Source organism: Bacillus sp. JJ1521 (genome assembly GCF_036965165.1).
Classification (GTDB): Bacteria; Bacillota; Bacilli; order Bacillales; family Bacillaceae_L; genus Ferdinandcohnia.
Genome location: NZ_JBALOX010000011.1, coordinates 116,313 through 140,639, shown reverse-complemented (window position 1 = coordinate 140,639; position 24,327 = coordinate 116,313). Strand labels below are relative to the sequence as shown.

Here is a 24,327-nt window from a genome sequence, read left to right as displayed (position 1 = left end):
TGAAAAAATTAAATTCCAATTAGGAATAGAAAAGGATAAGGAGTTCTTCAACTATTGACTGACGGACGAAGCAACCGCGGCATTGGTGACGACCTTTATATTAGTGAAATAACGGTTAAAAATCACGTAAGTAACATCTTAAAAAAAATGAACGTAAACGATTGTACCCAGGCTGTAGTTGTAGCGATTAAGAATGGCTTGGTTGAGGTTAAATAATAGAATAGATTAGTAGAAAAGGTGAGTTCTCGTTTGTGAGGGCTTGGCTTTTTTGTTTTTATGGGAATATTCCTATGTTTATAGTAAGATTTAACTAACAGTGAATAGGAAGTGATTGTCGAATGAAGAACATTGTATTTCATTTTATCGGAGAATTTTCTAGCCAGTTAGAGGAGTTGGCTTTACGAGTTGATTCGCTTTTATGGGAACAACCACAAGCAGCGATGACACAGGCGCGCTTGTTTGGAGAATTATTAGTCAATATGATTTTTGAACAAGAAAATATGAGTGAAGTGTATCCACTGAAGCTAGTTGAAAAAATAAATCGATTATATAGACATGATGTGATCCAAGATGATATCTATAAAAAGCTAGAGTTCATCAGGAAAAATGGGAACATTGCCTCTCATCAGGTATTGGAAATGGATCAAGAAGTAGCAAAAGAAGCACACCGGGCTATTTTTGATTTAGGGGTTTGGTATGCAGAAGTCTATGTGAGCCACACGTTCAGTGCTCCTACATATGAATTGCCATCTAAACAAAGCCAAGACTTGGATGTAATGAAACAATGGATGGATGAATACATAAAAGAAACGCAGGCTAGGATTTCGGAAATAGAAGAACAGCTTAGCCAGTTGAAGGAAGAAAAGAAGCAACACCCTATTGTTAAGGAGAAGAGGAACCAAATGGAAGAACAGGTTAAAAACAAAGGTAGACATGTCCCTTTAGAAAGGTTCAAACAAACCTTTAAAGATGCTGATTTTAACTATAGAAATCTATCAAAAAAAGCTGCTGAATTTCAATTTGCAGATTTTAAAACGGGGTATGTGTATTTATTAGATAACGTTACGCCGACTATTGCCATTCATCCTTGGCTAGTGGAACAAGCAAAAATGTTTGAAGATGTGCAGACTAAACCGCTGAAAAATACTGCCTTAAAAAGCTTCCCGAAAAAAGAGGAAGACGGTCAACTGAAATCAAATTATGGATATGCATTCACATTCCAAACGAAAGGCGAGCTTGAAGTTTTATTGAAGCGGATTGCAGAAGAATTTGAGACTAAATATATGATTAAATAGAAATTCCTAGAGCTAACTTCATGAGGAGGTTGGCTTTTTGATTTGGGAATATTTACTTGCTATTGGAACTAAAAAAATTAAAAAACTGGTCGATAAAAGAAATAGAATTGTGTAAGGCGCAACGAGGAAAATATTCGTTGTGCTTTCTTTATGGAGATAACTTCAAAAGGAAAGACAAATCTAAAGCAATAATTACATATTAGAAAGGAAATTCAACTATGAAAAGCAACCATGAAAATCGTAACAGAAAGAAATTATTTAATTTTACAATCAGCAAGAGGTTGTATATAACCTTTATCTTAATCATTTCGATACCAAGTTTTACGATTGGTTTTTTGTCTTATAATAATGCACAAAAGGAAATGAAAGACCAAATTCTTGATAATTCTACAAAAAGTGTAAATCTTCTAAATCAATATATTATTGATCACATCTCCTCAAAGTACACGGATGTTGAGTATTTCGTATCCAAGCTTAATGCTGGGTCTTTTGTAGAGTCTGGGATACCAACTACAATTGAGGCCTTTACACAATATTCACTTCTTCATCCTGATATTGTGACAATCTTTTCGGGAACCAAAGATGGTAAAATGTTTTTATATCCGGATGCAAGCCTACCTGATGATTTTGACCCAAGAGAAAGAGAATGGTATAAGCAGGCCATTGCTAACCCGGGTAAAGCGATCATTACAGAACCATATGAGGATTTGGCTACGGGTAGTATCCTAGTGACCTTAGCGCAAACGATAAATGATGGTTCTGGCGTTATCGGTTTAGACATCAACTTAGAGTCCCTACGAAAAATGACATCAAGTATAAAAATTGGTGAGAATGGCTATGCGTTTATCCTAACTGCACAGAGAAAATATTTAGTTGATCCAACTCAAGAAACTGGTTCAGAACCTCAAGGTGAAACCTATAGCAAATTAATATATGAAAAACAAAGTGGAATTCTTTCAGATGAATTTCAAGGTAATAAATATGAGACTACGTTTGTGACGAACGAAAGTACAGGCTGGAAAATTGCAGGTGTAATGGAACAAAGTGAAATCGATGAGGCAACTCAAGGCATCCTACTTTCAACATTTTTAATAGTAGCCATTTTTATTTTTATTGGATTAGTTATCGCCATTTTAATTGTAAGAGGCATTACGAAACCTCTAAATGCCTTAATGAAGGTTACTGATAGAGTAAGTAATGGAGATCTTACACAGTCCATAAAAGTGAAAAATAATGATGAAGTAGGACAATTGGGTACTAGCTTTAATAAGATGCTGGACTCATTAAGGGAACTTTTAACACATGTAGATGAAAAGTCACAGACATTAGCAGCATCTTCTGAGGAATTGACAGCAAGCTCCGAACAAAATAGCCAAGCAACGGAACAGGTAGCAAATGCGATCCAAGAGGTTGCGGTTGGCACTGAGCAGCAGACAGAAATGGTTCGACAAACAATAGATGTTGTGAAAGAAATGTCGGTTGGCATTCAACAAATCGAAGCGAATTCTCAAAATGTTTCACGAACAGCAACTGAAGCGCTTGGAATTGTAGAGAACGGCGAACAAGCAATAAAGGAATCCATTCAACAAATGCAAAATATCAATACGTCAGTGGCTGATTTAGGGAAAATTATTTATTCATTAGGAGAGCGTTCCGAAGAAATCAATCAGATTGTAAATGTGATTTCTGATATAGCAAGTCAGACGAATCTTTTAGCTTTAAACGCAGCTATTGAAGCAGCAAGTGCGGGAGAACATGGAAAAGGCTTTGCGGTTGTAGCCGATGAAGTGAGAAAGTTAGCGGAACAGTCAGCAAAATCTACCGAAAGCATTCGCGGGTTGATCGCAACTATTCAAGAAGATACAAAACAAGCTGTTGAATCGATGAATCATGGTACAGAAGAGGCTGAAAAGGGAATTAATGTAGTCGATAACGCAGGCAAATCCTTTACACAAATTCAACAATTTGTAGATGAAGTTTCTTCTCAAATCCAGGAAGTTTCAGCGTCGATTGCCCAGATGGCGCAAGGAGCACAACAAGTGGTTGAATCGGTAAGTGAGATCGATGAAATAGCTAAAAAGACAACAGGCCAGGGACAAGAGGTTTCTGCAGCAACAGAAGAACAATTAGCCTCAATGCAAGAAATCGCATCTTCAGCAGCTTCGTTATCTTATATGGCAGAGGAATTGCAGGAGGCGGTTAGGAAGTTTAGGTTGTAACTATTTTAATAAAGAAAGGATTACGAAATCGTGGTCCTATAGAAAAGCTGAGCTCTCGATTGGGGGCTTGGCTTTTTTGTTGTTATAGATTTATATGTTGAAGTTCTAATGGGATATTTACCAACGCTTTGGACTTAATCGCCCTTGGAAATCTGTCGATAGAATAATAGAGAATATGCATAACGCACAGCGAACACAAACACTTTGTACTTCCTTGTACGGAAGCTAGTTTAAATGAAAAAAGGGAGGGAAAGAAAATACGATCCAAAGAGTTGCTTCTATTTCCGAAGAATCAGCAGTGGGTGTAGAACAAACATCTGCATCAACTGAACAAACAAGTACTACTATGGAAGAGGTAGTGAGAAGCTCAGAAGATCTCTCCAAAGTAGCAGAAGAGTTAAAAGGATTAGTACGTAGATTTAAAGTGTAAATGGATTCATTTTTAACACAGCGGACTGATCGACGGCATCTCGTTGTGTTTTCTTTTATATTAAGACTAACTACCTATTGATAAATACCTAAATTTTCGAATAATTATTGACCTTTGGTTTTTGTGGGTATAAAATTTATGTGATAAAAGACCTAAGAAGGTGGATATAATTTGAAAATCGAAAGCGTTATCCGTTTAGTAAACATAATGGTTTCTGAAAAAAATTTCCCTAATGCCAGAGCAATGATCATTCAAGAATGGAATCGTTTAACAGAAGCTCATAATTATGTTCACTTAAATTCTAATGCACAACAGTTTATAAAAATAATTAAAGCGGAGCAAGAACAAGGTACTTTTGGAACTTTAACGGATTCAGATAAAAAAGTCTTAATTTTAGTCAACAGGTACATTAAAGAACTCCAGCTTCGTACTGCGAAAAGAATTTGTGAAGAACATCGAGCTTTATTGGAAAGACCAGAGGCTCAAAAATGGCTTACCGCAGATGCTAGATACATATATGAGATTTGGAACAAATCTGTCTAAGGACATGCTTATTCAGATTTCGATTGCGAAATGAAAACTACTACCTCCATTTAATGTGCGAATTCATAAACAAGTGACATCCCTGTCCGTTTCATTTAAAATGGAAATTATAAAGAAACAGGACAGGAAGGTAAATGATATGAAAACGGCGATTGTAACTGATAGTACAGCTTACATACCAAAGGAACTTCGTGAAAAACTTAATATACATATGATTCCGCTTAGTGTCGTATTTGGCGGAGAAAGCTATCGTGAGGAAGTCGATATTACGGCTGAGGCGTTTTACGAGGAGTTAAAGGCACATAAAGAGTTGCCAACTACTTCACAGCCACCAACTGGCGAGTTTGTTGAGCTATTTGAAAAGCTAGCGCAGGAGTACGATGCTGTCGTTAGTATTCACTTATCTAGCGGCATTAGTGGGACCTATCAGGGTTCTGTGACAGCTGGTGAAATGGTTGATGGTGTGAAGGTTTATCCATTCGACTCTGAAATCAGTTGTATAGTGCAAGGCTTTTATGCGCTGGAGGCAGCAGAAATGGCGAATGAAGGAAAGCCGGTTGAGGAAATTATGGGGCGACTAGAAGAAATGAAAATGTCGATGAAAGCGTATTTTATGGTGGATGATCTCGCGAATCTTCAGCGTGGTGGTCGCTTGAGCGGTGCCGCGGCTTTTGTTGGCAGCTTGTTGCAGGTAAAACCAATCCTTCATTTTGAGGACAAAGTCATTGTACCTTTTGAAAAAATCCGCACACGCAAAAAAGCGTTGAACCGAGTGTTTGAGTTGTTTGATGAAGATGCAAGCCAGGGTGTGCCGATGCGTGCAGCGCTTATCCATGGGAATATCGAGGCTGAAGCTATTGAAATGAAGGCTGAACTTGAGAAAAAATACCCACATGTTGAATTTTTGCTAAGCTATTTCGGACCTGTAATTGGAACTCATCTGGGTGAAGGTGCGATTGGGTTAGGTTGGTATAAGAAATAAAGAATTGGCGCCGCTCTTGGGTGCGGCGCTGTTTTTAATCCGAATAAAAATATGGAGGTTCTCATGCGATTTTTACTTGAAAACGAAAAATTAATCCCCGAACGATTATCGGATAAGTCCGATGCCAAGCGAATTACCGATTTTGAAACTTGCTATCCTCAAACACTGAATCCCATATTTAATTACTCCTCTGAACTCCAACTTTTACTCAACGGCAAGCAACTACTACTCGATGAAATTCCACTTTCCCTTAAAGTCATACATCAACACTATTTGAATGGGTATTTGCAATATCGAAAATGCATCTCAAAAACGAAGGATGGTTATGATTGTATTCGGTGTGGAAATTCCGATCAAAAGCTTTTCGCATCTTTTGACTGTGCAAGATGTAAAAACGAATGCGCATATTGCCGGAAGTGCATCAATATGGGGCGAATGAGTGAGTGCACAGTATTGGTAAGTTGGACTGGACCAAGTACGATTGTTGAGATCCCTGAAGAACCACTTGCCTGGGAGGGAACACTTTCTCCGGGACAACAAAGGGCTTCGACTGAGTTAATTAAGGCGGTTCAGGCCAATGTCCAGTTGTTAATCTGGGCTGTGTGTGGAGCAGGAAAAACCGAAACTCTTTTTGAAGGAATCGAAACCGCACTCCAGTCAGGTAAAAAGGTTTGCCTCGCAACACCGCGAACGGATGTCGTGATTGAGCTTGCGCCTCGGATAAAATCTGCATTCCCAGGAGTCGATGTCATCGCCTTGTACGGTGGAAGCGAGGACCGCAGCAAGACTGCCCCCATCACACTTGCCACAACCCACCAGCTCCTCCGCTATTACAAAGCCTTTGACATGATCATTATCGATGAAGTCGACGCTTTTCCGTATTCAGCCGAGCCAATGCTGCAATATGCCGTCAACCAAGCGAAAAAAGATGTCTCCTCAACTATCTACCTTACCGCAACGCCTAATCAAACCTGGAAAAATGAAATCGCAGCGTGTAAAAGAAAAGCTGTAACCATTCCAGCAAGATACCATCGCCACGCATTACCAGTTCCGGAATTGATCTGGTGTGGGAACTGGGAGGAAATATTGAAAAAGAATAAGCTCCCTCGGAATGTAATGGCTTGGATTAAGGAGCATCTCGAAATTGAAAAGCAAGCCTTCTTATTTGTACCACGGATTACTTATCTAGAAAGGATTGTTAGTATTTTGCAATCACTTGATCACCGAATTGAGGGCGTCCACGCCGAGGATCCCGACCGAAAAGACAAGGTAGCACGTTTCCGCTCCGGAGAAACCCCAATTCTTGTGACAACGACGATTTTAGAAAGAGGCGTAACCGTGCCCAATATTGATGTTGCTGTATTAGGTGCAGAGGATAAAATTTTTACAGAGAGTGCCCTTGTACAGATTTCTGGCAGGGTTGGACGCAGTGCACAATTTTCGACTGGTGAGATTTTATTTTTTCACTATGGGAAAACAAGAGAAATGATCAAGGCAAAAAAACATATCGAAATAATGAACAAAGAAGCCATTCAAAACGGCTTCATCGATTGATTTCACAGTCCATATTTATTATGATTAGAGGAAATAGACAAAGAACGGATCAGGCGGTGAGTTCCAGTGAAAAAGGTTGTTTATACGATTGCGCTTCTATTTATCATCGGCGGAGTTTCATTGACAGGATACTCGATTTTTCAAATTTGGGAATCAAATCATGCGCAAAAAGAAGCGTTGGTTCAGGCGGAAGTGCTCATTTCCACACCACCGACCGAGGCAAAAGCAGAAAAGGAAATTGTCATTCCAACCTTTGAAAAAGGAGATACAATGGGAGTTTTAGAGGTTCCGAAGCTCGGTAAGAAAATGCCAATTGTCGAAGGGACAGATGATGAGGAACTGGAAAAAGGTGTTGGACATTACCTTGGCACCGCGTTACCTACTCAAAATGATCAAATCGTTCTCTCAGGCCACCGCGACACAGTATTTAGACGATTTAATGAGCTTGAAATCGGTGATACCTTTGTTGTGCATTTAGAATACGGCGACTTTACTTATGAAATTGTCGATACAAAAATTGTGGATGCGGATGACCGAACCATCATCAAATCAACGGCGCCAAACGAGGAACTCGTTGTAACTACTTGTTATCCATTCAGTTACATAGGAAACGCACCACAACGATTCATTTTTTATGGGAAAAAGGTAGATTAACTTTATTTCGCTCGGGTTTAAAACCGAGCAAAATAAAGTTAAAGCCTCCGGCGGATGCCACAGATTTTTAAGGAATCTTTTCGAGCAAGCTCGAAAAAATCCGGGCGCAAATACGCCTTGGCGTATTTGATTAATTGCGACCCCAAGGTTGGATGAAGAATCTAGCTTAGGGGTTTTTGTATAAACAAAACTATTTCCATTTAATGTTTATTGTGTGATAATAAAAAATGATAGAGAGAATGGAGAGGTTAGCGTGAAGGTCTTTAATGCAATGGAACCACTTGTAGCTGAAGCAATCAATGAAAACTGGTCTGAATACAACTTGCCCTGCAAATGCGAACAATGTAAAAATGATGTTTTTGCCCTCACCTTAAATAATCTAACACCACGTTATGTCTCGAAGGATAACGGTGTGGCGTATGTCCGAGCGCAATATTTTAATAAACAAATGATGGCCAACATCTACGTAAAAATTGCAGAAGCCGTCAACATCGTCGCGAAAAATCCTCAATGCGAAAATGTGAAAAGGAGTTGAACGATGTCCACATGTATACTTTGCCACACTTATTTTGAAGAAGTAGATTCCTGGTCGACATTGTTTTCGTTGGCGGAACCAGATCCACTTTGTTCAACCTGCAGTGAAAAATTTGAAAAAGTTGAAGGTGAACTTTGTGAAATTTGCGGACGTCCTTTTTCGGAACTGTCCGATGAGTATCGTGAAGGAAATCTCTGTTATGATTGTGTCCGCTGGGAAAAGGAACCTGAGTGGCAGGGTGTGCTCACGAAGAACCGGTCGATTTACCTTTATAATGACTTTGCAAAAGATGTTATCTCCCTCTACAAATTCCGCGGTGACCATGCCATTTCTTCTATATTTAAAACACTTCTGAAAAAAGCCCTCAAAACTCATTTTAATCCTTCTTATTTAATTGTCCCGATTCCATTAAGTGACGAGCGTTTGTATGAGCGCGGGTTTAACCAGGCTTCAGGTTTGGTTGAATTATTGGACGTGCCTGTTCACGAGGTGCTAGCGCGGACCCATTTGGAGAAACAATCGAAAAAGAGCCGCGATGAGCGGATTTCGGGTGAAAACGTGTTCCGAGTGACTGATGTAGTTCAGGATATGGATATTTTATTAGTAGATGATATTTATACAACGGGATCGACATTGCGACATGCGGCTGCAGTGCTGTTGAAGGCGGGGGCGAAGTCGGTATCTTCGTTGACATTAATGAGGGGATAGCAATTTCAAAATTCTGTCACTATAAACTCACCTAAAAACACCGATATAATAGATAGAAAAAGGTACTTAAGGGGAGAGTTAACGTGGGAGAATTAATGAATTGCCCGAGTTGTGGCAGTCTTTTTGTAAAAACAAATCTACGTGATGTATGTGAAAAATGCTATAAAGAAGAAGAACGAGCATTTGAAACGGTCTATAAATTTATTCGAAAAAGAGAAAATCGCACAGCGACGATTTCGGAGGCCGCTGAAGGAACAGGTGTCGAAGAAGAATTAATCATCAAATTTATCCGAATAGGTAAACTGAAACTAGCGCAATTCCCAAACCTTGGATATCCATGCCAAAAATGTCACACCATAATACGTGAAGGCGTTTTATGTGATGATTGCTCAAATGAACTTCGCAGTGAACTATCAATTTTTGAACAGGAAGAAGAACGAAAAAAAGAGATACGGGAACGTGAAAAAAGAACGTATTTTGCAGATTAAAATTTCTAAACATTTTCATGCCTTTGCCGATATAAAAGAAAAAGACATGAAGTTCGGATAGAAAGCGAGGTTTTACCATGAAAATTAACCAGTTCGGACCGGTAGGAATGAATCCATATAAAAAGCAAATGAACAAAATTGCTGCAACAGAAAAATCAACCCAGACAGATAAGGTTGAAATTTCTTCAGCTGCAAAACATCTACAAGAAACTTCACCAATCATGGTTGCACGTCAGGAAAAGGTAGAAGCGCTAAAGCAGCAGGTGCAAAATGGAACTTATAAGGTGAACGTAGAGGATACCGCGAAAAGCGTATACGATTTTTATTTTAAAAAATAAAATCAGTATTCACATGTACTGATTTTGTTTTTTACAAGATTAGAAATGGCTGAATTCTAATGTTTTAAAAAACAAAAGGAGGGATAACGTGTCAGTTGAAAATTTAATCGATTTGCTCGAAAAGATACTAACTTTACACAAAAAATTATATAAGCTTTCTGAGCAAAAGACAGAAATTCTAAAAAAAGATGACATCGATGCCCTCAGTGCACATATGAAAGATGAACAAAAGTATATATTAGCGATAAAGCAACTTGAAAATGAACGTACAGCAGTAGTTAAAAGGTTATTTGACAATCAGTCTATTTTTGATAATGAATACACATTAACCAACGTAATTGAACATAGTGATGAGCCTAGCAAATCAATCTTATCTAACCTACAAAAAGAGATCGTTAGCATTGTATACGCATTAAGAGATCGAAATCATTTAAATCAACAGCTTACGAATCAAGCTTTACAGTTTGTAAATATGACACTTGATATGCTTTATCCAACTGAAAAAACGGTGAATTACGGAAATCCGTTGGCCGATCAAAGTAAAAAAGAACATCGTTCTATGTTTGATTCAAAAGCATAGAGCATTCGGAGGATAAAATAATGGTATCAACCTTTCATGGATTAGAGACAGCACGGCGTGGTTTGAACACTCAACAAAGTGCGTTATATACAACTGGACATAATATATCAAATGCAAATACTCCAGGTTATTCAAGACAACGTGTTAATTTTGAAACGACTACCTCTTTCCCTGGTGTAGGGATGAATGCCCCCAAAATCCCTGGTCAAATGGGAACTGGCGTTCAAACGGGTTCGATTCAACGTATTCGTGACCAATTTTCAGATAAACAGTTTCGTGACGAGAATAATAAATTAGGTTATTGGAGAGCACGTGCTGACGCGCTTGAAAGAATGGAAGAAATCATGAATGAGCCCTCTACAGAAGGCTTATCGGCCTCATTGGATGAATTTTGGAAAAAGCTTCAGGATTTAGCAGCTGATCCTCAAAATACAGGGGCTAGAGATGTTGTACTTACCCAAGGACAAGCTGTAGCAGATTCTTTTAAATACATTGCGGACTCATTGAATGGGGTACGTGACAATATTAAGAGTGAAATTGATCTTTCGGTTAGCACTATTAATTCCATTGCAGCACAAATTAACGGGTTAAATCAACAGATTAATAGTATAGAACCAATTGGCTATTTACCTAATGATTTATATGATGAACGTGATCGTCTAATTGATCAGTTGTCCGAATTTGTTAATGTGAAAATTACTCCAAATCCTAGTGGTGGAAATAAAGACCCACAGGCAGTTGGAACATATACAATCGAAATATTAGGTGATGATGGTACATCTTTAGGTACACTAGTTGATGGTAAAAACCTTTCAACAAATCCTGTGAGCATAACAACAGCTACCGAGACTGGCGACCCAACAAACAAAACATATATAGATAAGATAGCTTTGAATGGTACAGCTATATCAACAGAAAGTTTTTCAGATGGCAAGCTTAAGGGTTTAATAGAATCATATGGTTATGTCAAAGATGATGGGAAGATGGCAGGAGTATATCCTGATACTCTGAAAAACTTAGACAAACTAGCGTATGCATTTGCAACTGAGTTTAACCAAGTACATCAAAATGGAAAGGCACTAAATGGTTCAACAGGACAAGCATTTTTTGAGTATGAAGGAAATAATGCAATCGATTCTGATGCGGCAAATCCTTCAAGCTGGATGGGAGCAGCGTCAAAACTAAAAGTAGCCATTGCAAACAGAGACGACATTGCTGCTTCTCCGAATAATGCTCAAACAAATATAGGTAATGGCGGAAATGCCTATGCGTTGGCAGATGTACTGACAAAGAATTTTACGACGTTTACTGGATCGGGAAAGATACCTTCTGATTTAGAGATACAGGGAGATGTTAAATCATTTTACGCTGGAATGATTGGAACACTAGGAGTAACAGCACGTGAAACAAATCTACGAAAATCTAATGCAGAGTATACGAAGGATTCAGTAGAAATGCGACGGCAATCAGTCATGGCTGTATCACTAGATGAAGAAATGACAAATATCATTAAATTCCAGCATGCTTATAATGCTTCAGCACGACAAATTACAGTGATAGATGAAATGTTAGATAAAATTATTAATGGAATGGGCCACGTTGGGAGATAGGTGAAATAAATGAGAATAACCCAGACAATGCTTTCTAATAATATGCTTCGTAATTTAAATAGTAGCTATGGGAGATTGGCAAAGTATCAAGAACAGCTTTACACTCAAAAGAAGATTACCCGTCCATCCGACGATCCTGTAGTCGCGATAAAAGGGATGCAAAACCGGACAAGTTTAATTGAAGTTGAACAGCATGAGAGAAACTTAGGAAATGTATATAGTTGGCTTGAGAACAGTGAGGACTCCCTTGAAAAAGCTGGTGATGTCATTCATCGCGTAAGTGAATTAGTTACACAGGCCAATAATGGTTCATTAACAAATAATGACCGTCAGAAGATCAATACTGAAATTGAACAGTTAAAGGAACATATGTTATCAATAGCAAATACTCAAGTTGCGGGAAAATACATTTTTGGCGGGTCCAACACAAATGAACAGCCAATTAATTATGATGGTACAAACTACACATATAATGGGAATCAAGATAAAATTGAGATTGAAGTATCCAAGGGAGTCAAATTACAGGTAAACCAAACAGCTGATACTCTTTTTGCTGGAGCGTTAAAAGATTTACATGATTTTCAAATTGCAATAAATGACCCAGCATTAGGTGAAAATGATCCTGATTTAAGTAGATTCATTGAAGGGTTTCAAAGTCATCTTGACACGATTACAGCTGCTCGTTCAAAAATTGGAGCAGCAACAAATCGTGCAGAATTAATTGAATCCCGATTAAGTTCACAAAAAATAATTGCTACAAAAATGATTTCAGACAATGAAGATATCGATGTTGAAGAAGTGATTATGAATTTAAAAACACAAGAAAGTATTCATAGAGCGGCTTTAAGTGTTGGGTCAAGTATTATCCAACCAACACTTGTTGATTTTATAAGATAAGATAAAAAAGCTATCGATGAAGATAGCTTTTTTAATAGGAGAAAGAACTTATGCAATTACCCCAAATTCGTATCGAATCTCAATATGCAAAACTAAACTTAGATATTCAGAAACCTATCCAGGAAATTGAACAACGTCCTGCAGAAATGACAATCGAGCAGCCGTCAGCGGAAATGAATATAAATAGAACACCCGGAAGACTAACAATTGATCAGACACTTGCATGGGAAAACTTAGACTTGAAGCCTCCATTAAAAAGAGCTGAGGAGAACGCTCAATATGGAATTAATATTTCCTTTGAAGCTATTGGTAGAATTGCTGAAGAGGGAAATGAATTAATGAAAATTGAAAATGGGGGAAACCCTATAATTGAGCAAGCTATAAGAAATAGTCAAAATGAAACCTTTTTTAATACTGGATCAACACCTTCTCAGTTTAGTGTGAATGTAAACTATGATCCAGCACATGTTTCAATAAACTGGACGACAAATAAGCCACAGATCGAAGTTGATGTAAATAGACCAGTTCATACATATACCCCAGGTAAAGTAGTAGCATATGTGAACCCGAAAAATTCCCTTTCAATTGATTATGTCGGGTTAAATTTTGATCAAATAAAATAATTTTGGTGATAACTTATGAAAATTAAAACAAAATATCATGGTGAAGTAGAAATTGATGTAAAAGATGTTATTTCATTTGATTTTGGAATACCAGGATTTCCTGACGAAAAGGAATATGTCATATTGCCCTTATCAGATGATTCCGTGTTCTTCATCCTTCAATCTGTTAATTCTGACGGGTTAGCGTTTATTATTTCAGAACCATTTATACACTTTAAAGAGTATGAATATGACATTCCAAAGGATGACCTCGAAAATTTATTAATTGAAACAAAGGATGATGTTATGACCTTCACCGTTATTACGTTAGTTGAACCTATTGAAGAAACTACCGCAAATTTACAAGCTCCTTTAGTAATAAATCGTAATAAAAATAAAGGAAAGCAAATCATATTAAATGAATCTACATACAGAACAAAACATAAAATTTATCGAAAATCCTCCAGCGGGCAGGAGGGATAGTCTGTGTTAGTCTTAACAAGAAGGTTAAATGAGTCCATTATGATTGGACCAGATGTTGAAATAGTAGTTGTAGATATAGATGGGGACCAAGTGAAATTGGGTATAAAAGCACCGAAGAATATTGAAATCCATCGCAAAGAAATATTTGAAAAAATAATAAAAGAGAATATAGAAGCGTCCAATGTAAATGTTGAACTAGTTAAAAAGATAGGGGTTAAAAGTGAAAAATCTCTGTAAGACTCGTCGAGTGATGAGTCTTTAATTATTTTTAAAAATATTTATTAATCTATTAAACATCTAAAAATCTTGTCGATAATAGTATTGAAGGCAGTGGTAGAATAAAGTGCGGCCGACTTTATTTTACAACTGCTCAAAAAAACATACCACATGGATGTGGGTTAAACTCAAGGAGGAATTACAAAATGAGAATTAATCACAATATCTCAGCGATGAACACTCATCGTCAATTATCTTACAACAACGCTAATGCATCAAAATCTATGGAGAAATTATCTTCTGGATACCGTATCAATCGTGCAGCAGACGATGCAGCAGGTCTAGCAATCTCTGAAAAAATGCGTAACCAAATTCGTGGACTTGAGCAAGGTTCAAAAAATGCACAAGATGCTATTTCTTTAATTCAAACTGCTGAAGGTGCTTTAAATGAAACCCATGCAATGCTTCAACGTATGGCTGAGTTAACGGTTCAGGGCGGCAATGAAACAATTACAGGATCTGACGCTGAAAAAATTCAAGCTGAAATTGATCAGTTAACTGCTCAAATTGGTTCAATTGCTACTCAAACTAAATTCAATACGAAGAGCCTTTTAGACAATACGAACACATTAACATTCCAAGTGGGTGCTAATGGCAATGAAACTATTAGCATGAGTTTAGTTGATGCAACAGCAGCAACTCTAGGTGTGAATGCTATTTCGGTAGATGGTACACAAGCTACTGCTTCAGCATCATTGGATGCAATTCAAACAGCAATCAATACTGTTGCGGAAAATCGTTCTAACCTTGGTGCTGTTCAAAACCGTTTAGAGCACACAATTAATAACTTAGGTACTACTTCAGAAAACCTACAAGCCGCTGAATCTCGTATTCGTGACGTAGATATGGCAAGTGAAATGATGAACATGACTAAGAATAACATTCTTACTCAAGCTGCACAAGCAATGCTTGCTCAAGCTAACCAACAACCACAAGGTGTACTACAACTTTTAAGATAATTAGTATTAATATTGCTAGATCTTTTCATAAGATCTGGCTTTTTTTTTTTTTTTTTGGAAAAATTATACTTCTAAAACTATTTATGAAAACTCCGATAATAATAGTAGAAAATGTCGAAATGTAGGAGCAAATAGAATGAGAAAAACAATTAGTCTATGTATGATTGTTAAAAACGAAGAAAAGTTTTTAGACAGGTGTCTTTCAAGCGTTAAGGGTAAAGTTGATGAAATAATCATTATTGACACTGGTTCTACTGATAAGACTAAAGAAATTGCACATCTGTTTAATGCACAAGTTTTTGATTTGGAATGGAATGACGACTTTTCCTACGCACGAAATGCTTCAATTGAAAAAGCGACTTCAGAATATATTTTAGTACTAGATGCTGATGAATATTTGGATGAAACTTGTAATATCCAAAACATACTTGAGACAGAAGTGGATCATTATACAGTTCGAATCAAAAATCACCTAACAAGCGGGGGGGCTATCTTTCATTTAGCAGTTCGTTTATTTAAAAATAATAGAGGGTTAAACTATTTCGGGAAAATTCATGAGCATTTAAATGTAGAGGATAAATCACTAAATTTAACTCATCAATTTGCTAATATGTTAATCAATCATGAAGGTTACAAAGAAGAAATTGTGATAGAAAAGAAAAAACATGAACGGAATATTAAACTATTACTTGAAGAAGTAGAAAATAACCCAAGTGGATATAATTATTACAACCTTGGCACTCAATATAAAGCTAATCATGAATATGAAAAGGCTATTGATGCATATCAAATTGCATATCCGCTATCAAAGGATAGATTGTATGTTAAAACTCTTCTTTATAATATGATTGACTGCTTAAGACAGTTAAAACGTTATGAAGATGCGTTAAATGTAGTAGATGCATCTATTGAAAGCTTTCCGAATTATACAGATTTTTATTTCTTGAAAGGTAAAATCTACGAGGAGTTAAATTATTTTATAGATGCTGAAAGAGCTTATAAGCAATGTTTGAAACTAGGTGAAGTTAAACTTTTCCAAACTTTAGAAGGCGTAGGAAGCTTTTTATCTTGTGTAAGATTAGGGAGTATTTATATTAAACAGGGAAAAAATTTAGATGCATTTGATATGGCTATAGATGCACTGAATTATAATAAACATCATATGCCAGCACTAATGATGTATTTTCAAGTTGTTCAAAAAACAAAAATACCTAACGATCAAGTGAAAGAACACTTACAAACGATCTATCCAATACAGAATACAGATGATATTAGAAATCTAGTTATTGTAATGACAGTTTCGAAAAGTCCGCTATTAACACATTATATTGATCTGTATAAGCTAACGGTTGATGATTCAGTTCTAGCGATTTCAAAGCTATACGCAAAGGATTATAAGGGAGCATTTAGTTTATGGTCTAAATATAATGAAATTGAAAATAGTCAGGCTAAGGACATCATTTTACTAAGCTATTTACTTATCAAAGATCAATTACTAGATAAATGTAAAAATCATTTTAATTTGCGTGCTAAGGAATGGAAACTATTAAAAAAAATAGTTAACAAAGAGGAAATAGAACCTTCACAAATAAGTATGGAGTTAGAAGAAATACTAATATTTTTAGTGGAAAGACTCATCTATATGAATGAGGAAAAAAATCTCAAATATTTACTTAACATCCTTTCATCTTCTAGTTCTTCAACATTCAAATTAGCAGAAGTGTTGCATACTAACACTCTCACCCAATTAGCGCAAAATATTCTTTTGGATAGTTATAAAGAGAATGCTAATAACCTTAAAGTAGTTGAATTGTTAGCAGACACATGTGTGAAACAAAAACAGTTTATTGAGGCATTGTCTTTTTATGACCGTGCAATCAATTTAGAAAGTAAATATCAACTTTATGAAAAAGTTTACCGAGTTTATAGAGAACTAAACGATAATGAAGGTTTAAGACTTGTGGAGAGTATAATAAAACAAAAATATCCATTATCAAGGTGGATAAAATAGAAGACTGGATGTATTTAGTTTGCTTGAATATTTTTAAAGGAGCTCTATTTGTGAAAAAAAAAGAGATACCGGCAGTAACCATTCAAACGTTTGCCTATAATGTTGAAAACTATATTCGCGAATGTGCAGAAAGTGTAATAAAACAGAGTTTTACAGATTTTGTATGGATTATAATAGACAATGGATCTACTGATAAGACTAGTGAAATATTAATAGAGTATGCAGAAAAAGATAATAGGATTAAACTCTTTAGAAATAAAAGGAACACTATCCTTTTTGATGAACCCCCGAATAAACATTACCTCGATTATTTGGATAAATTGGAAACAGAGTATTTTTGTGTATTAGATAGTGACGACTTTCTCCATATTGATTTCTTAACGGAATTATATACAAGTGCAAAGATAAGTAATGCAGATATTGCTGTTGGTGGTACGTCAATGTTTAAAGAGGAAGACTCCCGTTTGCTAGGAACTCGTTGTCCTCCAGATTTTATTGTTAATGATATTACTAGTTTTGGTGATATATTGCCACAAATATATGGGTGTTTTAGACCAATGTGGGGAAAACTAATTAAGTATACAGTAGTTAAGCAGCAACAATTATTTCGTAAAAACAACAAAATAAAAATTAAAAACGGTAAGGACACCATATTTTGTCTCGATTGGATAAGGCATTCAAACTCTGTTGTAGGGGTTAGTAAAGTGCTTCATTATTACAGGGTTAGAATGGATTCACTTTCACATTCGCAAGTTGATAAGTATAGGTATAAAGATTATAAACTTATTTATGATGAAACGAAAAAACTACTTGAGAACTGGGGAAAACTAAGTAATGAAAATCTAAAGTTCATTGCAGGTGTACTATATTCTTCGATGAAAGATTGTATGTCAGCAGCTACTAATGCTGGTTCAGTCAAAATAAGTGATAGATTAGAAGTTTTCGAAGAAATACTTTCCGATAAAAATATAATTGAAATTTTGGAGAAAAGTGGGTATTTGAATAATCTTTTCATGGATTTCAGAGTGTTTGTTGATAAAATTTTCCAATACCTGGATAAAAAAGACCTAATAATTGCAATGGAGAGTTATGTTTTTAGATTATACCTATCTTTAAAGATGGCAACCACTGTTAATGGGAATAAACACAATGCATTTTTGTTATATTTATCATCACTCTTCGATAAAAAAAATGTAAACCATTTTGGCGGAGTTGTTTTTATTGACTTTATGTTGTTTATGAACAGGATGGAATTTAAAAATATAAAAAAAATGAATCTTACTGGAGAGGTTCTTACTCTAAATACTAGTACGATAAGAGATCTTGTAAATAAAGATTATAAAGAAGTTATAAGAAATTTTGAAAAAAGATATAAAACTTCAGAGTATGGTTTACTTAAACAGGAGCTTAAACTAATAAGTACAAAGGCGGATATTAATTCAATACAAGAAACTAAGTTCCAAATTGAAAATGAAATAAGCACAAATAACTTTGATGGAGCAATAGATCTGACATTCGAAATTCTTGAAAATTACCCTCTTGATAAGGATGCTTTATGCTATAAACTTTATTTGTTAATTTTACATGATGATGTATTAACCTCCATTGAAACTGCTACTGTTTTAACAGTGTTCTATTCAGATGACAGTACATCGATGTGGCTTGTAGCAAAGGCATATGCTATTGCAGGACATTTAGAAAAAGCAAAGATATATTTACAAAAAGCATATGACCTGTGTAAGGACGAAAGTGAAAAAAGACAAATTTTAGAGGAATTAGGAACAATCTAAGATGTAAAACATGAGGTGATCAATCATATGAAGGTAGTAATTTTAGCTGGTGGATACGGAACTAGAATAAGTGAGGAAAGTCATTTAAGACCCAAACCAATGATAGAAATAGGAGAAAAACCAATCCTATGGCATATTATGAAGACTTATAGTTATTATGGTTATAATGATTTTATCATTTGCCTCGGATATAAGGGATATGTGATAAAAGAATTTTTTTCTGAGTATTATCTCCGCACATCGGACGTAACGTTTGATTTTGCAAATAACAATAAGTTAACTATTCATAATAATGTATCGGAACCTTGGAGAGTAACATTAGTAGATACAGGACTAGATACAATGACAGGTGGACGAATAAAGAGGATACAAAAATATGTTGGAAATGAACCATTCATGTTAACTTATGGTGATGGTGTGTCCGATGTAGACATTAATGATTTAGAAAATTTCCATAAACAGGTAGGAGGTTATATTACTATCACCGCAACCCAACCAGGCGGACGATTTGGAATGCTAGAAATAAATGATTCATCCAACAGAATAGAGCGCTTTGTAGAAAAGTCCATAGAAGATGGTGGTTGGATCAATGGAGGGTATATGGTGGTAGAGCCCGAAGTGTTTGATTACATTGAAGGTGATAACACAGTTTTTGAAAAAAGCACATTGGTGAAGTTGGCAAATGAAGGTAAACTAAATGCTTACAAGCATTATGGTTACTGGCAGTGTATGGATACTCAGCGTGATAAAGGAGTATTAGAAGAACTGTGGAGAATGAAGAAGGCGCCTTGGAAAGTCTGGAAGTAACATTCATTATAAGTAAAAGGAGTAAAATAATGTGAACACACCAAAAATTACATCCATGGATATGAAATTTATTTATGAAACATTATCCAACGAGGACAAAGAAAAATTAAAAAATTCAACAATATTAGTTACAGGCTATGCCGGGTCACTAGGATATACACTTTTGCATTTTTTTGCAATATATGGGGAAAAACTTGGGGTTACAAAAGTATATGGAATAGACAATTTTATGTTTGGAAAACCAAAGTGGTTAGAGAGAATATCTAATAATCCAATATTTGATTTGAGGAAATTAGATATAATAAATTGCGACTTGGAGTTTACCAAAGATGCTAATCTAATATTTCATATGGCCTCTTTGGCATCACCCGTGTTTTATAGAAAGCATCCTATCGAAACAATTGATGCTGATGTGACAGGGCTACGAAGGCTATTAGATTTCTTTAAAGGAAGACAGTTAAAGGGGTTTCTTTTTTATTCAAGTAGTGAGATATATGGTGACCCGACAACAGAACATATTCCGACGAAGGAATCTTATTGGGGGAATGTAAATACATGTGGACCGAGGGCATGCTATGATGAGTCTAAACGGTTTGGAGAAACCCTGTGTTATTATTTCGCTCGTCAATTTAAGATGCCTATAACGGTAGTACGCCCATTTAACAATTTTGGCCCAGGTATGAGATTAAATGACCAGCGAGTAGTAGCTGATTTTGCAAAAGCCATAATTGATAAGGAAGATATAATAATATTTTCAGACGGTACTCCTACCCGTACTTTTGACTATATTCCCGACGCAACCATAGGTTATATAAAATGTGCACTTTACGGAGAATTTGAAGTTTTTAATATAGGTTCTGATTATTTGGAGATTTCCATTTTGAAATTAGCAGAACTATACAAGTTAATTGGCAAAGAATTTGGTTATGAAGGGAATATTTCTTTTAAAATTCATTCCGACCAAGAGTATTTGACAGACAACCCTAATCGCCGTTGCCCAGATATAACAAAGGCGAGAACTTTACTAGGATATAAACCTCAAATCCACATTGAAGAAGGTATTAGAAGGTATCTAAGTTATCTTTTTGAATGTGAAAGGAGTGAATACATTTGGTAAGAAAGTTTTCACTTGAATATCTTAGGCAAGAGACCAATCAAATTGATTTGTTAATTAGTAATGCTAACGAATTGTTAAATAAACAGCAAAAACCAATTATTTTATTTGGAACGGGTATTATCGGAAAAATTAATTTAGCTTACTGTAAAAAATACTGTAAAGCTGAGAAAATACTTTTTTGTGATAATGATTCAAATAAATGGGGTTCAAAAATAGATGAAATTAATGTTATTAGTTTTGAGGAATTAGTGACCAAATATAGAGAAAGTTATATTATAATTTCGACTTTTCAATTCCGAGATGAAATCTATAGTCAACTATTAAAGTCTAATCTAGAAGAGAATATTATTAATCCATCTTCGAAAAATGTGATTGTATCAGAAACACCTTTTTATGAAGTATTCAAAAATTATTATAATGTGGTAAAAAGAAATAAAGAAAAATTTACTGAAGTTTTTAATATGTTATCTGATGACGAATCCAAAGATATATTCTATGAGAGAATTAACTACTGTATTACGGCGAATAATGAATATCTTATCCCTAAACAAAGTACTGGACCTCAATATTTTGATCCTGAGGTTATTTCCTTCTCTAATGATGAAATATTTATAGATGGTGGTGCTTATATTGGTGATACAGTAGAGGGATTTTTAAAAGCTGTAAACGGGAAATATAAGAAAATATACGCTTTCGAACCAGAGGATACTAAACACCAAGAATTTTTTAAAAGACTTTCCTCACATAACAATATTGAGCTTAAACCTTTTGGTCTATGGAAAAGTAATGATGTTCTGCGGTTTAGCTCCGAAAATAGCGGAAGTAGTCAAGTAACTCAATGCGGAAATATTGAAATACCTGTTGTTTCTATTGACGAAACGTTAATGCGAGAGCCTGTAACATTTATAAAAATGGATATTGAAGGTGCTGAAATTGAAGCTCTAAAAGGTGCAGAGAAGACAATTAAAAAATATAAGCCAAAGCTTGCTATTTGTGTTTATCATAAACCTCTGGATTTAATTGAAATACCTCTCTATTTAAAATCGATTGTACCTGAGTACAGTTTTAAATTGAGACATTATAATAACAGTGCATCAGAGACAGTTTGTTATGCAGTTGTTAAATAGGTGAAGTGAGGATACCGATTAATGAATAACACATTTTTTATTGAAAATATTGAGAAGAGACCAGAATTTTTTAAATCGTTTAATCAAATCATTCAACATATAAATAGTAAACCAATGATATTATTTGGTGCTGGTAAATGGGGGGAATATTATTTAAAGGTAATAAAAAGATATTGTTCAGAAATTATCTTTTGTGATAACAGTCCTTTAAAATGGGGAACAACTATCGAAGGCATACCTGTTATTAGTTTTGATGAAGTGAATAGAAGGTATAAGGACTATTTTATAACTATAACTTCATTGGATTACTTTGAAGAAATTTATGAATTATTAGAGTCGAAAAAACTTGAAAGTAGAATAGTTTTACCAATTGCAGGATTTACTAAAGATGAGTATCGTGACTTCCCTGAAGTCATAAATGAAAATAAAGATAAGGTTTCCTTGGTCTATAATTTTCTTTCTGATAATCGTTCAAAACAAATATTTACAGACAGAATAAACTGTTGTATAAGTGGTAATCCTAAATATCTTATTCCTTTAAAGAGTAAGACACCTCAATATTTTGATCCGGAAATTATAAAGTTAACCTCTCATGAGGTTTTTGTGGATGGAGGTGGCTATACGGGGGATACGGTTGAGGAATTTGTTAGACAAACTAAGGGTGAATTCAAAAAGTTGTATTCTTTTGAGCCTGAAGAAACAAAGCATATAGAATTTTTAAAGAAGTTTAAAGGTAATGAAAAAATAAAACTTCTACCTTATGGGCTATGGAGTAGTAAAGATGTATTTCGATTCAGTGGAACAAACGATGGATCGAGTAACATTAACGAAGATGGAAATATTGAAATACCTGTAGACAATGTGGATAGAATTCTTAATAATGAACCAATAACTTTTATCAAAATGGACATTGAAGGTGCAGAATTAGAAGCATTAAAAGGTGCGGAAAAGAGTATAAAAAAATATAAACCTAAACTTGCAATTTGCGTATATCATAAACCTCTTGATTTTATAGAAATTCCCTTATATTTAAAAAGTATAGTACCTGAGTATAAAATATATCTAAGACACTACAACATTAATATATACGAAACAGTTTGTTATGCTGTGGCTGACTAGTATGAGACTAAGGGGTTAAACAAATGGATAAAGTGCCAAAGCGAGTATTATTTGTAAGTGGAGTCCCTATGGATGTAGGTGGTATAGAGAAAACTACTATGGAAATATATCGTAATTTAGACCGCGAGAAGATTTTAATTGACTTTATAGTTAGAAAGCCCCAAAGGGGGTTTTTTCATGATGAAATAGAATCCTATGGTGGAAGGATCCTTAATCTATTTGAGAGGACAAGTCATAAGGGAAATAAAAAGTGGAATGTTTTTATGGATCTTTATTCAATATATTATTTTTATAAAATATTAAAAATTAACGAAGCTTATTCAGCTATACACATAGTCTATCCCCATCTTGATGGATTTTTAATTATCGTAGCTAAACTTATGGGAATTCCTGTGAGGATTGTTCATAGTAGAAATACAGGATTTGATGATAAAAATAAGCCAAATCGTAGAATTTTATTTACAAGGAGATTAAGATTATTTTTTTGTAAGCATTTCGCAACACATATATGGGGGTGCTCAAGAGCTGCATGTCAATATTTATTTGGCAAAAATATTATGGAGGATTTTAGGGCAGATGTGCCAAAAAATCCTGTGAAAATATCAGACTTTATAAATTCATCTTATCCAAAAGTTGATGCTTGTAAAGAACTGGAGATACCCTTTGAAACAATAAATTTCATTAACGTTGGAAGATATGCTATTCAAAAAAACCAAATATTTCTCCTGGACTTTTTTGCAGAAATGTTAAGAGTGAGGAAAGACATACATTTAATTCTAACAGGACCTGGAACACTTGAAGAGGAAATAAGGGATCACATAAAGAAATTAGAAATTGAAGATAAAGTTACAATGTTGAGAGAAAATACGAATATTCCTCATGCTTTAAGTGCTTCCGACTACTTTTTACTACCTTCAAAATATGAAGGATTTGGTAATGTGTTAATTGAAGCACAGGCAGCTGGGCTACCTTGTTATGTCTCAGATGCATGTCAGCCAGAGCCAAATCTGGGACTTGTCGATTATATTCCATTAGAAAAAGATGCGAAGTATTGGGCGGATTATATCCTCTCTAGAATAGAAAAGCCAGATAATAGGAGGGTTAATTTAAAAAAATTAATGGAATATGATGTAAAGAACGTGGCACCACGGATGCAAGAGGTTTATTTGAATGGTGTTAAATATAAAGATGCCTGTAAATAAA

24 protein-coding genes and 2 pseudogenes are annotated in these 24,327 nt (G+C 35.3%); all 26 read left to right on the top strand.

Features of this window, described 5'->3' with window-relative positions; all coding sequences use genetic code 11:
• Window positions 1-42 precede the first annotated feature (42 nt).
• Window positions 43-216 (top strand): annotated as a pseudogene (locus V7147_RS02580) (LuxR C-terminal-related transcriptional regulator); the annotation flags it as partial.
• A 122-nt stretch (window positions 217-338) separates the two neighbouring features.
• Window positions 339-1,295, top strand: coding sequence for a DUF4145 domain-containing protein (locus V7147_RS02575; protein WP_335366293.1), 957 nt, complete (start codon window positions 339-341; stop codon window positions 1,293-1,295).
• Between the two features lie 218 nt (window positions 1,296-1,513).
• Window positions 1,514-2,575, top strand: a pseudogene (locus tag V7147_RS25150) (cache domain-containing protein); the annotation flags it as partial.
• A complete protein-coding gene (locus V7147_RS25145; RefSeq protein WP_438824534.1) occupies window positions 2,567-3,514 on the top strand; it encodes a methyl-accepting chemotaxis protein in 948 nt (315 codons plus the stop codon). The pseudogene V7147_RS25150 and the gene V7147_RS25145, both read left to right, overlap by 9 nt.
• 601 nt (window positions 3,515-4,115) lie before the next feature.
• Window positions 4,116-4,487, top strand: coding sequence for a hypothetical protein (locus V7147_RS02565; protein ID WP_335366291.1), 372 nt, complete (start codon window positions 4,116-4,118; stop codon window positions 4,485-4,487).
• 139 nt (window positions 4,488-4,626) lie between these two features.
• Window positions 4,627-5,469, top strand: coding sequence for a DegV family protein (locus V7147_RS02560; protein WP_335366290.1), 843 nt, complete (start codon window positions 4,627-4,629; stop codon window positions 5,467-5,469).
• Between the two features lie 63 nt (window positions 5,470-5,532).
• Window positions 5,533-7,023 (top strand): DEAD/DEAH box helicase, encoded by a 1,491-nt coding sequence (locus V7147_RS02555; protein WP_335366289.1) that lies wholly within the window; start codon window positions 5,533-5,535, stop codon window positions 7,021-7,023.
• Between the two features lie 66 nt (window positions 7,024-7,089).
• Window positions 7,090-7,677 (top strand): class D sortase, encoded by a 588-nt coding sequence (locus tag V7147_RS02550; protein WP_335366288.1) that lies wholly within the window; start codon window positions 7,090-7,092, stop codon window positions 7,675-7,677.
• A 253-nt stretch (window positions 7,678-7,930) separates the two neighbouring features.
• The gene (locus V7147_RS02545) at window positions 7,931-8,212 is read left to right on the top strand and encodes a late competence development ComFB family protein (RefSeq protein WP_335366287.1); all 282 of its coding nucleotides are present in this window, start codon (window positions 7,931-7,933) and stop codon (window positions 8,210-8,212) included.
• Between the two features lie 3 nt (window positions 8,213-8,215).
• Window positions 8,216-8,920 (top strand): ComF family protein, encoded by a 705-nt coding sequence (locus V7147_RS02540; RefSeq protein ID WP_335366286.1) that lies wholly within the window; start codon window positions 8,216-8,218, stop codon window positions 8,918-8,920.
• Window positions 8,921-9,003: 83 nt separating this feature from the next.
• Window positions 9,004-9,408, top strand: coding sequence for a TIGR03826 family flagellar region protein (locus V7147_RS02535; RefSeq protein ID WP_335366285.1), 405 nt, complete (start codon window positions 9,004-9,006; stop codon window positions 9,406-9,408).
• A gap of 77 nt (window positions 9,409-9,485) precedes the next feature.
• On the top strand, window positions 9,486-9,746 hold the full coding sequence (gene flgM / locus V7147_RS02530; RefSeq protein WP_335366284.1) for a flagellar biosynthesis anti-sigma factor FlgM: 261 nt from the start codon (window positions 9,486-9,488) through the stop codon (window positions 9,744-9,746).
• An 88-nt stretch (window positions 9,747-9,834) separates the two neighbouring features.
• Complete coding sequence (locus V7147_RS02525) at window positions 9,835-10,326, top strand: flagellar protein FlgN (RefSeq protein WP_335366283.1); 492 nt, start codon at window positions 9,835-9,837, stop codon at window positions 10,324-10,326.
• 20 nt (window positions 10,327-10,346) lie between these two features.
• Window positions 10,347-11,936 carry a flagellar hook-associated protein FlgK gene (gene flgK / locus V7147_RS02520; RefSeq protein WP_335366282.1) on the top strand — a complete coding sequence of 530 codons (1,590 nt, stop codon included), beginning with the start codon at window positions 10,347-10,349 and terminating at the stop codon, window positions 11,934-11,936.
• Between the two features lie 9 nt (window positions 11,937-11,945).
• The gene (flgL, locus tag V7147_RS02515) at window positions 11,946-12,833 is read left to right on the top strand and encodes a flagellar hook-associated protein FlgL (RefSeq protein ID WP_335366281.1); all 888 of its coding nucleotides are present in this window, start codon (window positions 11,946-11,948) and stop codon (window positions 12,831-12,833) included.
• Between the two features lie 50 nt (window positions 12,834-12,883).
• Window positions 12,884-13,456, top strand: coding sequence for a DUF6470 family protein (locus V7147_RS02510; protein ID WP_335366280.1), 573 nt, complete (start codon window positions 12,884-12,886; stop codon window positions 13,454-13,456).
• Between the two features lie 15 nt (window positions 13,457-13,471).
• On the top strand, window positions 13,472-13,918 hold the full coding sequence (fliW, locus tag V7147_RS02505) for a flagellar assembly protein FliW (RefSeq protein ID WP_335366279.1): 447 nt from the start codon (window positions 13,472-13,474) through the stop codon (window positions 13,916-13,918).
• Between the two features lie 3 nt (window positions 13,919-13,921).
• Entirely contained in the window at window positions 13,922-14,155 is a 234-nt protein-coding gene (gene csrA / locus V7147_RS02500) for a carbon storage regulator CsrA (protein WP_335366278.1), read from the top strand.
• Between the two features lie 185 nt (window positions 14,156-14,340).
• A complete protein-coding gene (locus V7147_RS02495) occupies window positions 14,341-15,153 on the top strand; it encodes a flagellin (protein WP_335366277.1) in 813 nt (270 codons plus the stop codon).
• A 136-nt stretch (window positions 15,154-15,289) separates the two neighbouring features.
• Entirely contained in the window at window positions 15,290-17,164 is a 1,875-nt protein-coding gene (locus tag V7147_RS02490) for a glycosyltransferase (RefSeq protein ID WP_335366276.1), read from the top strand.
• Between the two features lie 50 nt (window positions 17,165-17,214).
• Complete coding sequence (locus tag V7147_RS02485) at window positions 17,215-18,954, top strand: glycosyltransferase family A protein (protein WP_335366275.1); 1,740 nt, start codon at window positions 17,215-17,217, stop codon at window positions 18,952-18,954.
• A 27-nt stretch (window positions 18,955-18,981) separates the two neighbouring features.
• Window positions 18,982-19,761: a glucose-1-phosphate cytidylyltransferase gene (gene rfbF / locus V7147_RS02480; RefSeq protein WP_335366274.1), complete on the top strand. Its 780-nt coding sequence runs from the start codon at window positions 18,982-18,984 to the stop codon at window positions 19,759-19,761.
• 31 nt (window positions 19,762-19,792) lie between these two features.
• Window positions 19,793-20,878 carry an NAD-dependent epimerase/dehydratase family protein gene (locus V7147_RS02475; RefSeq protein WP_335366273.1) on the top strand — a complete coding sequence of 362 codons (1,086 nt, stop codon included), beginning with the start codon at window positions 19,793-19,795 and terminating at the stop codon, window positions 20,876-20,878.
• Window positions 20,872-22,005: an FkbM family methyltransferase gene (locus V7147_RS02470; RefSeq protein WP_335366272.1), complete on the top strand. Its 1,134-nt coding sequence runs from the start codon at window positions 20,872-20,874 to the stop codon at window positions 22,003-22,005. Before V7147_RS02475 ends, V7147_RS02470 begins: the two co-directional genes overlap by 7 nt.
• A gap of 21 nt (window positions 22,006-22,026) precedes the next feature.
• Window positions 22,027-23,124: an FkbM family methyltransferase gene (locus V7147_RS02465; RefSeq protein WP_335366271.1), complete on the top strand. Its 1,098-nt coding sequence runs from the start codon at window positions 22,027-22,029 to the stop codon at window positions 23,122-23,124.
• 23 nt (window positions 23,125-23,147) lie between these two features.
• Window positions 23,148-24,326, top strand: a complete 1,179-nt coding sequence (locus tag V7147_RS02460) for a glycosyltransferase (protein WP_335366270.1) — start codon at window positions 23,148-23,150, stop codon at window positions 24,324-24,326.
• Window position 24,327: the final 1 nt, after the last annotated feature.

What these genes read in the sequence shown, in the direction of transcription:
- V7147_RS02540 (WP_335366286.1), top strand. Translation starts at nt 8,216, where the DNA reads ATGTCCACATGTATACTTTGCCACACTTATTTTGAAGAAGTAGATTCC.
- flgK (WP_335366282.1), top strand. Translation starts at nt 10,347, where the DNA reads ATGGTATCAACCTTTCATGGATTAGAGACAGCACGGCGTGGTTTGAAC.
- V7147_RS02555 (WP_335366289.1), top strand. Translation starts at nt 5,533, where the DNA reads ATGCGATTTTTACTTGAAAACGAAAAATTAATCCCCGAACGATTATCG.
- V7147_RS25145 (WP_438824534.1), top strand. Translation starts at nt 2,567, where the DNA reads ATGCTGGACTCATTAAGGGAACTTTTAACACATGTAGATGAAAAGTCA.
- V7147_RS02510 (WP_335366280.1), top strand. Translation starts at nt 12,884, where the DNA reads ATGCAATTACCCCAAATTCGTATCGAATCTCAATATGCAAAACTAAAC.
- flgL (WP_335366281.1), top strand. Translation starts at nt 11,946, where the DNA reads ATGAGAATAACCCAGACAATGCTTTCTAATAATATGCTTCGTAATTTA.
- flgM (WP_335366284.1), top strand. Translation starts at nt 9,486, where the DNA reads ATGAAAATTAACCAGTTCGGACCGGTAGGAATGAATCCATATAAAAAG.
- V7147_RS02490 (WP_335366276.1), top strand. Translation starts at nt 15,290, where the DNA reads ATGAGAAAAACAATTAGTCTATGTATGATTGTTAAAAACGAAGAAAAG.
- fliW (WP_335366279.1), top strand. Translation starts at nt 13,472, where the DNA reads ATGAAAATTAAAACAAAATATCATGGTGAAGTAGAAATTGATGTAAAA.
- V7147_RS02460 (WP_335366270.1), top strand. Translation starts at nt 23,148, where the DNA reads ATGGATAAAGTGCCAAAGCGAGTATTATTTGTAAGTGGAGTCCCTATG.
- V7147_RS02560 (WP_335366290.1), top strand. Translation starts at nt 4,627, where the DNA reads ATGAAAACGGCGATTGTAACTGATAGTACAGCTTACATACCAAAGGAA.
- rfbF (WP_335366274.1), top strand. Translation starts at nt 18,982, where the DNA reads ATGAAGGTAGTAATTTTAGCTGGTGGATACGGAACTAGAATAAGTGAG.
- V7147_RS02495 (WP_335366277.1), top strand. Translation starts at nt 14,341, where the DNA reads ATGAGAATTAATCACAATATCTCAGCGATGAACACTCATCGTCAATTA.
- V7147_RS02575 (WP_335366293.1), top strand. Translation starts at nt 339, where the DNA reads ATGAAGAACATTGTATTTCATTTTATCGGAGAATTTTCTAGCCAGTTA.
- V7147_RS02465 (WP_335366271.1), top strand. Translation starts at nt 22,027, where the DNA reads ATGAATAACACATTTTTTATTGAAAATATTGAGAAGAGACCAGAATTT.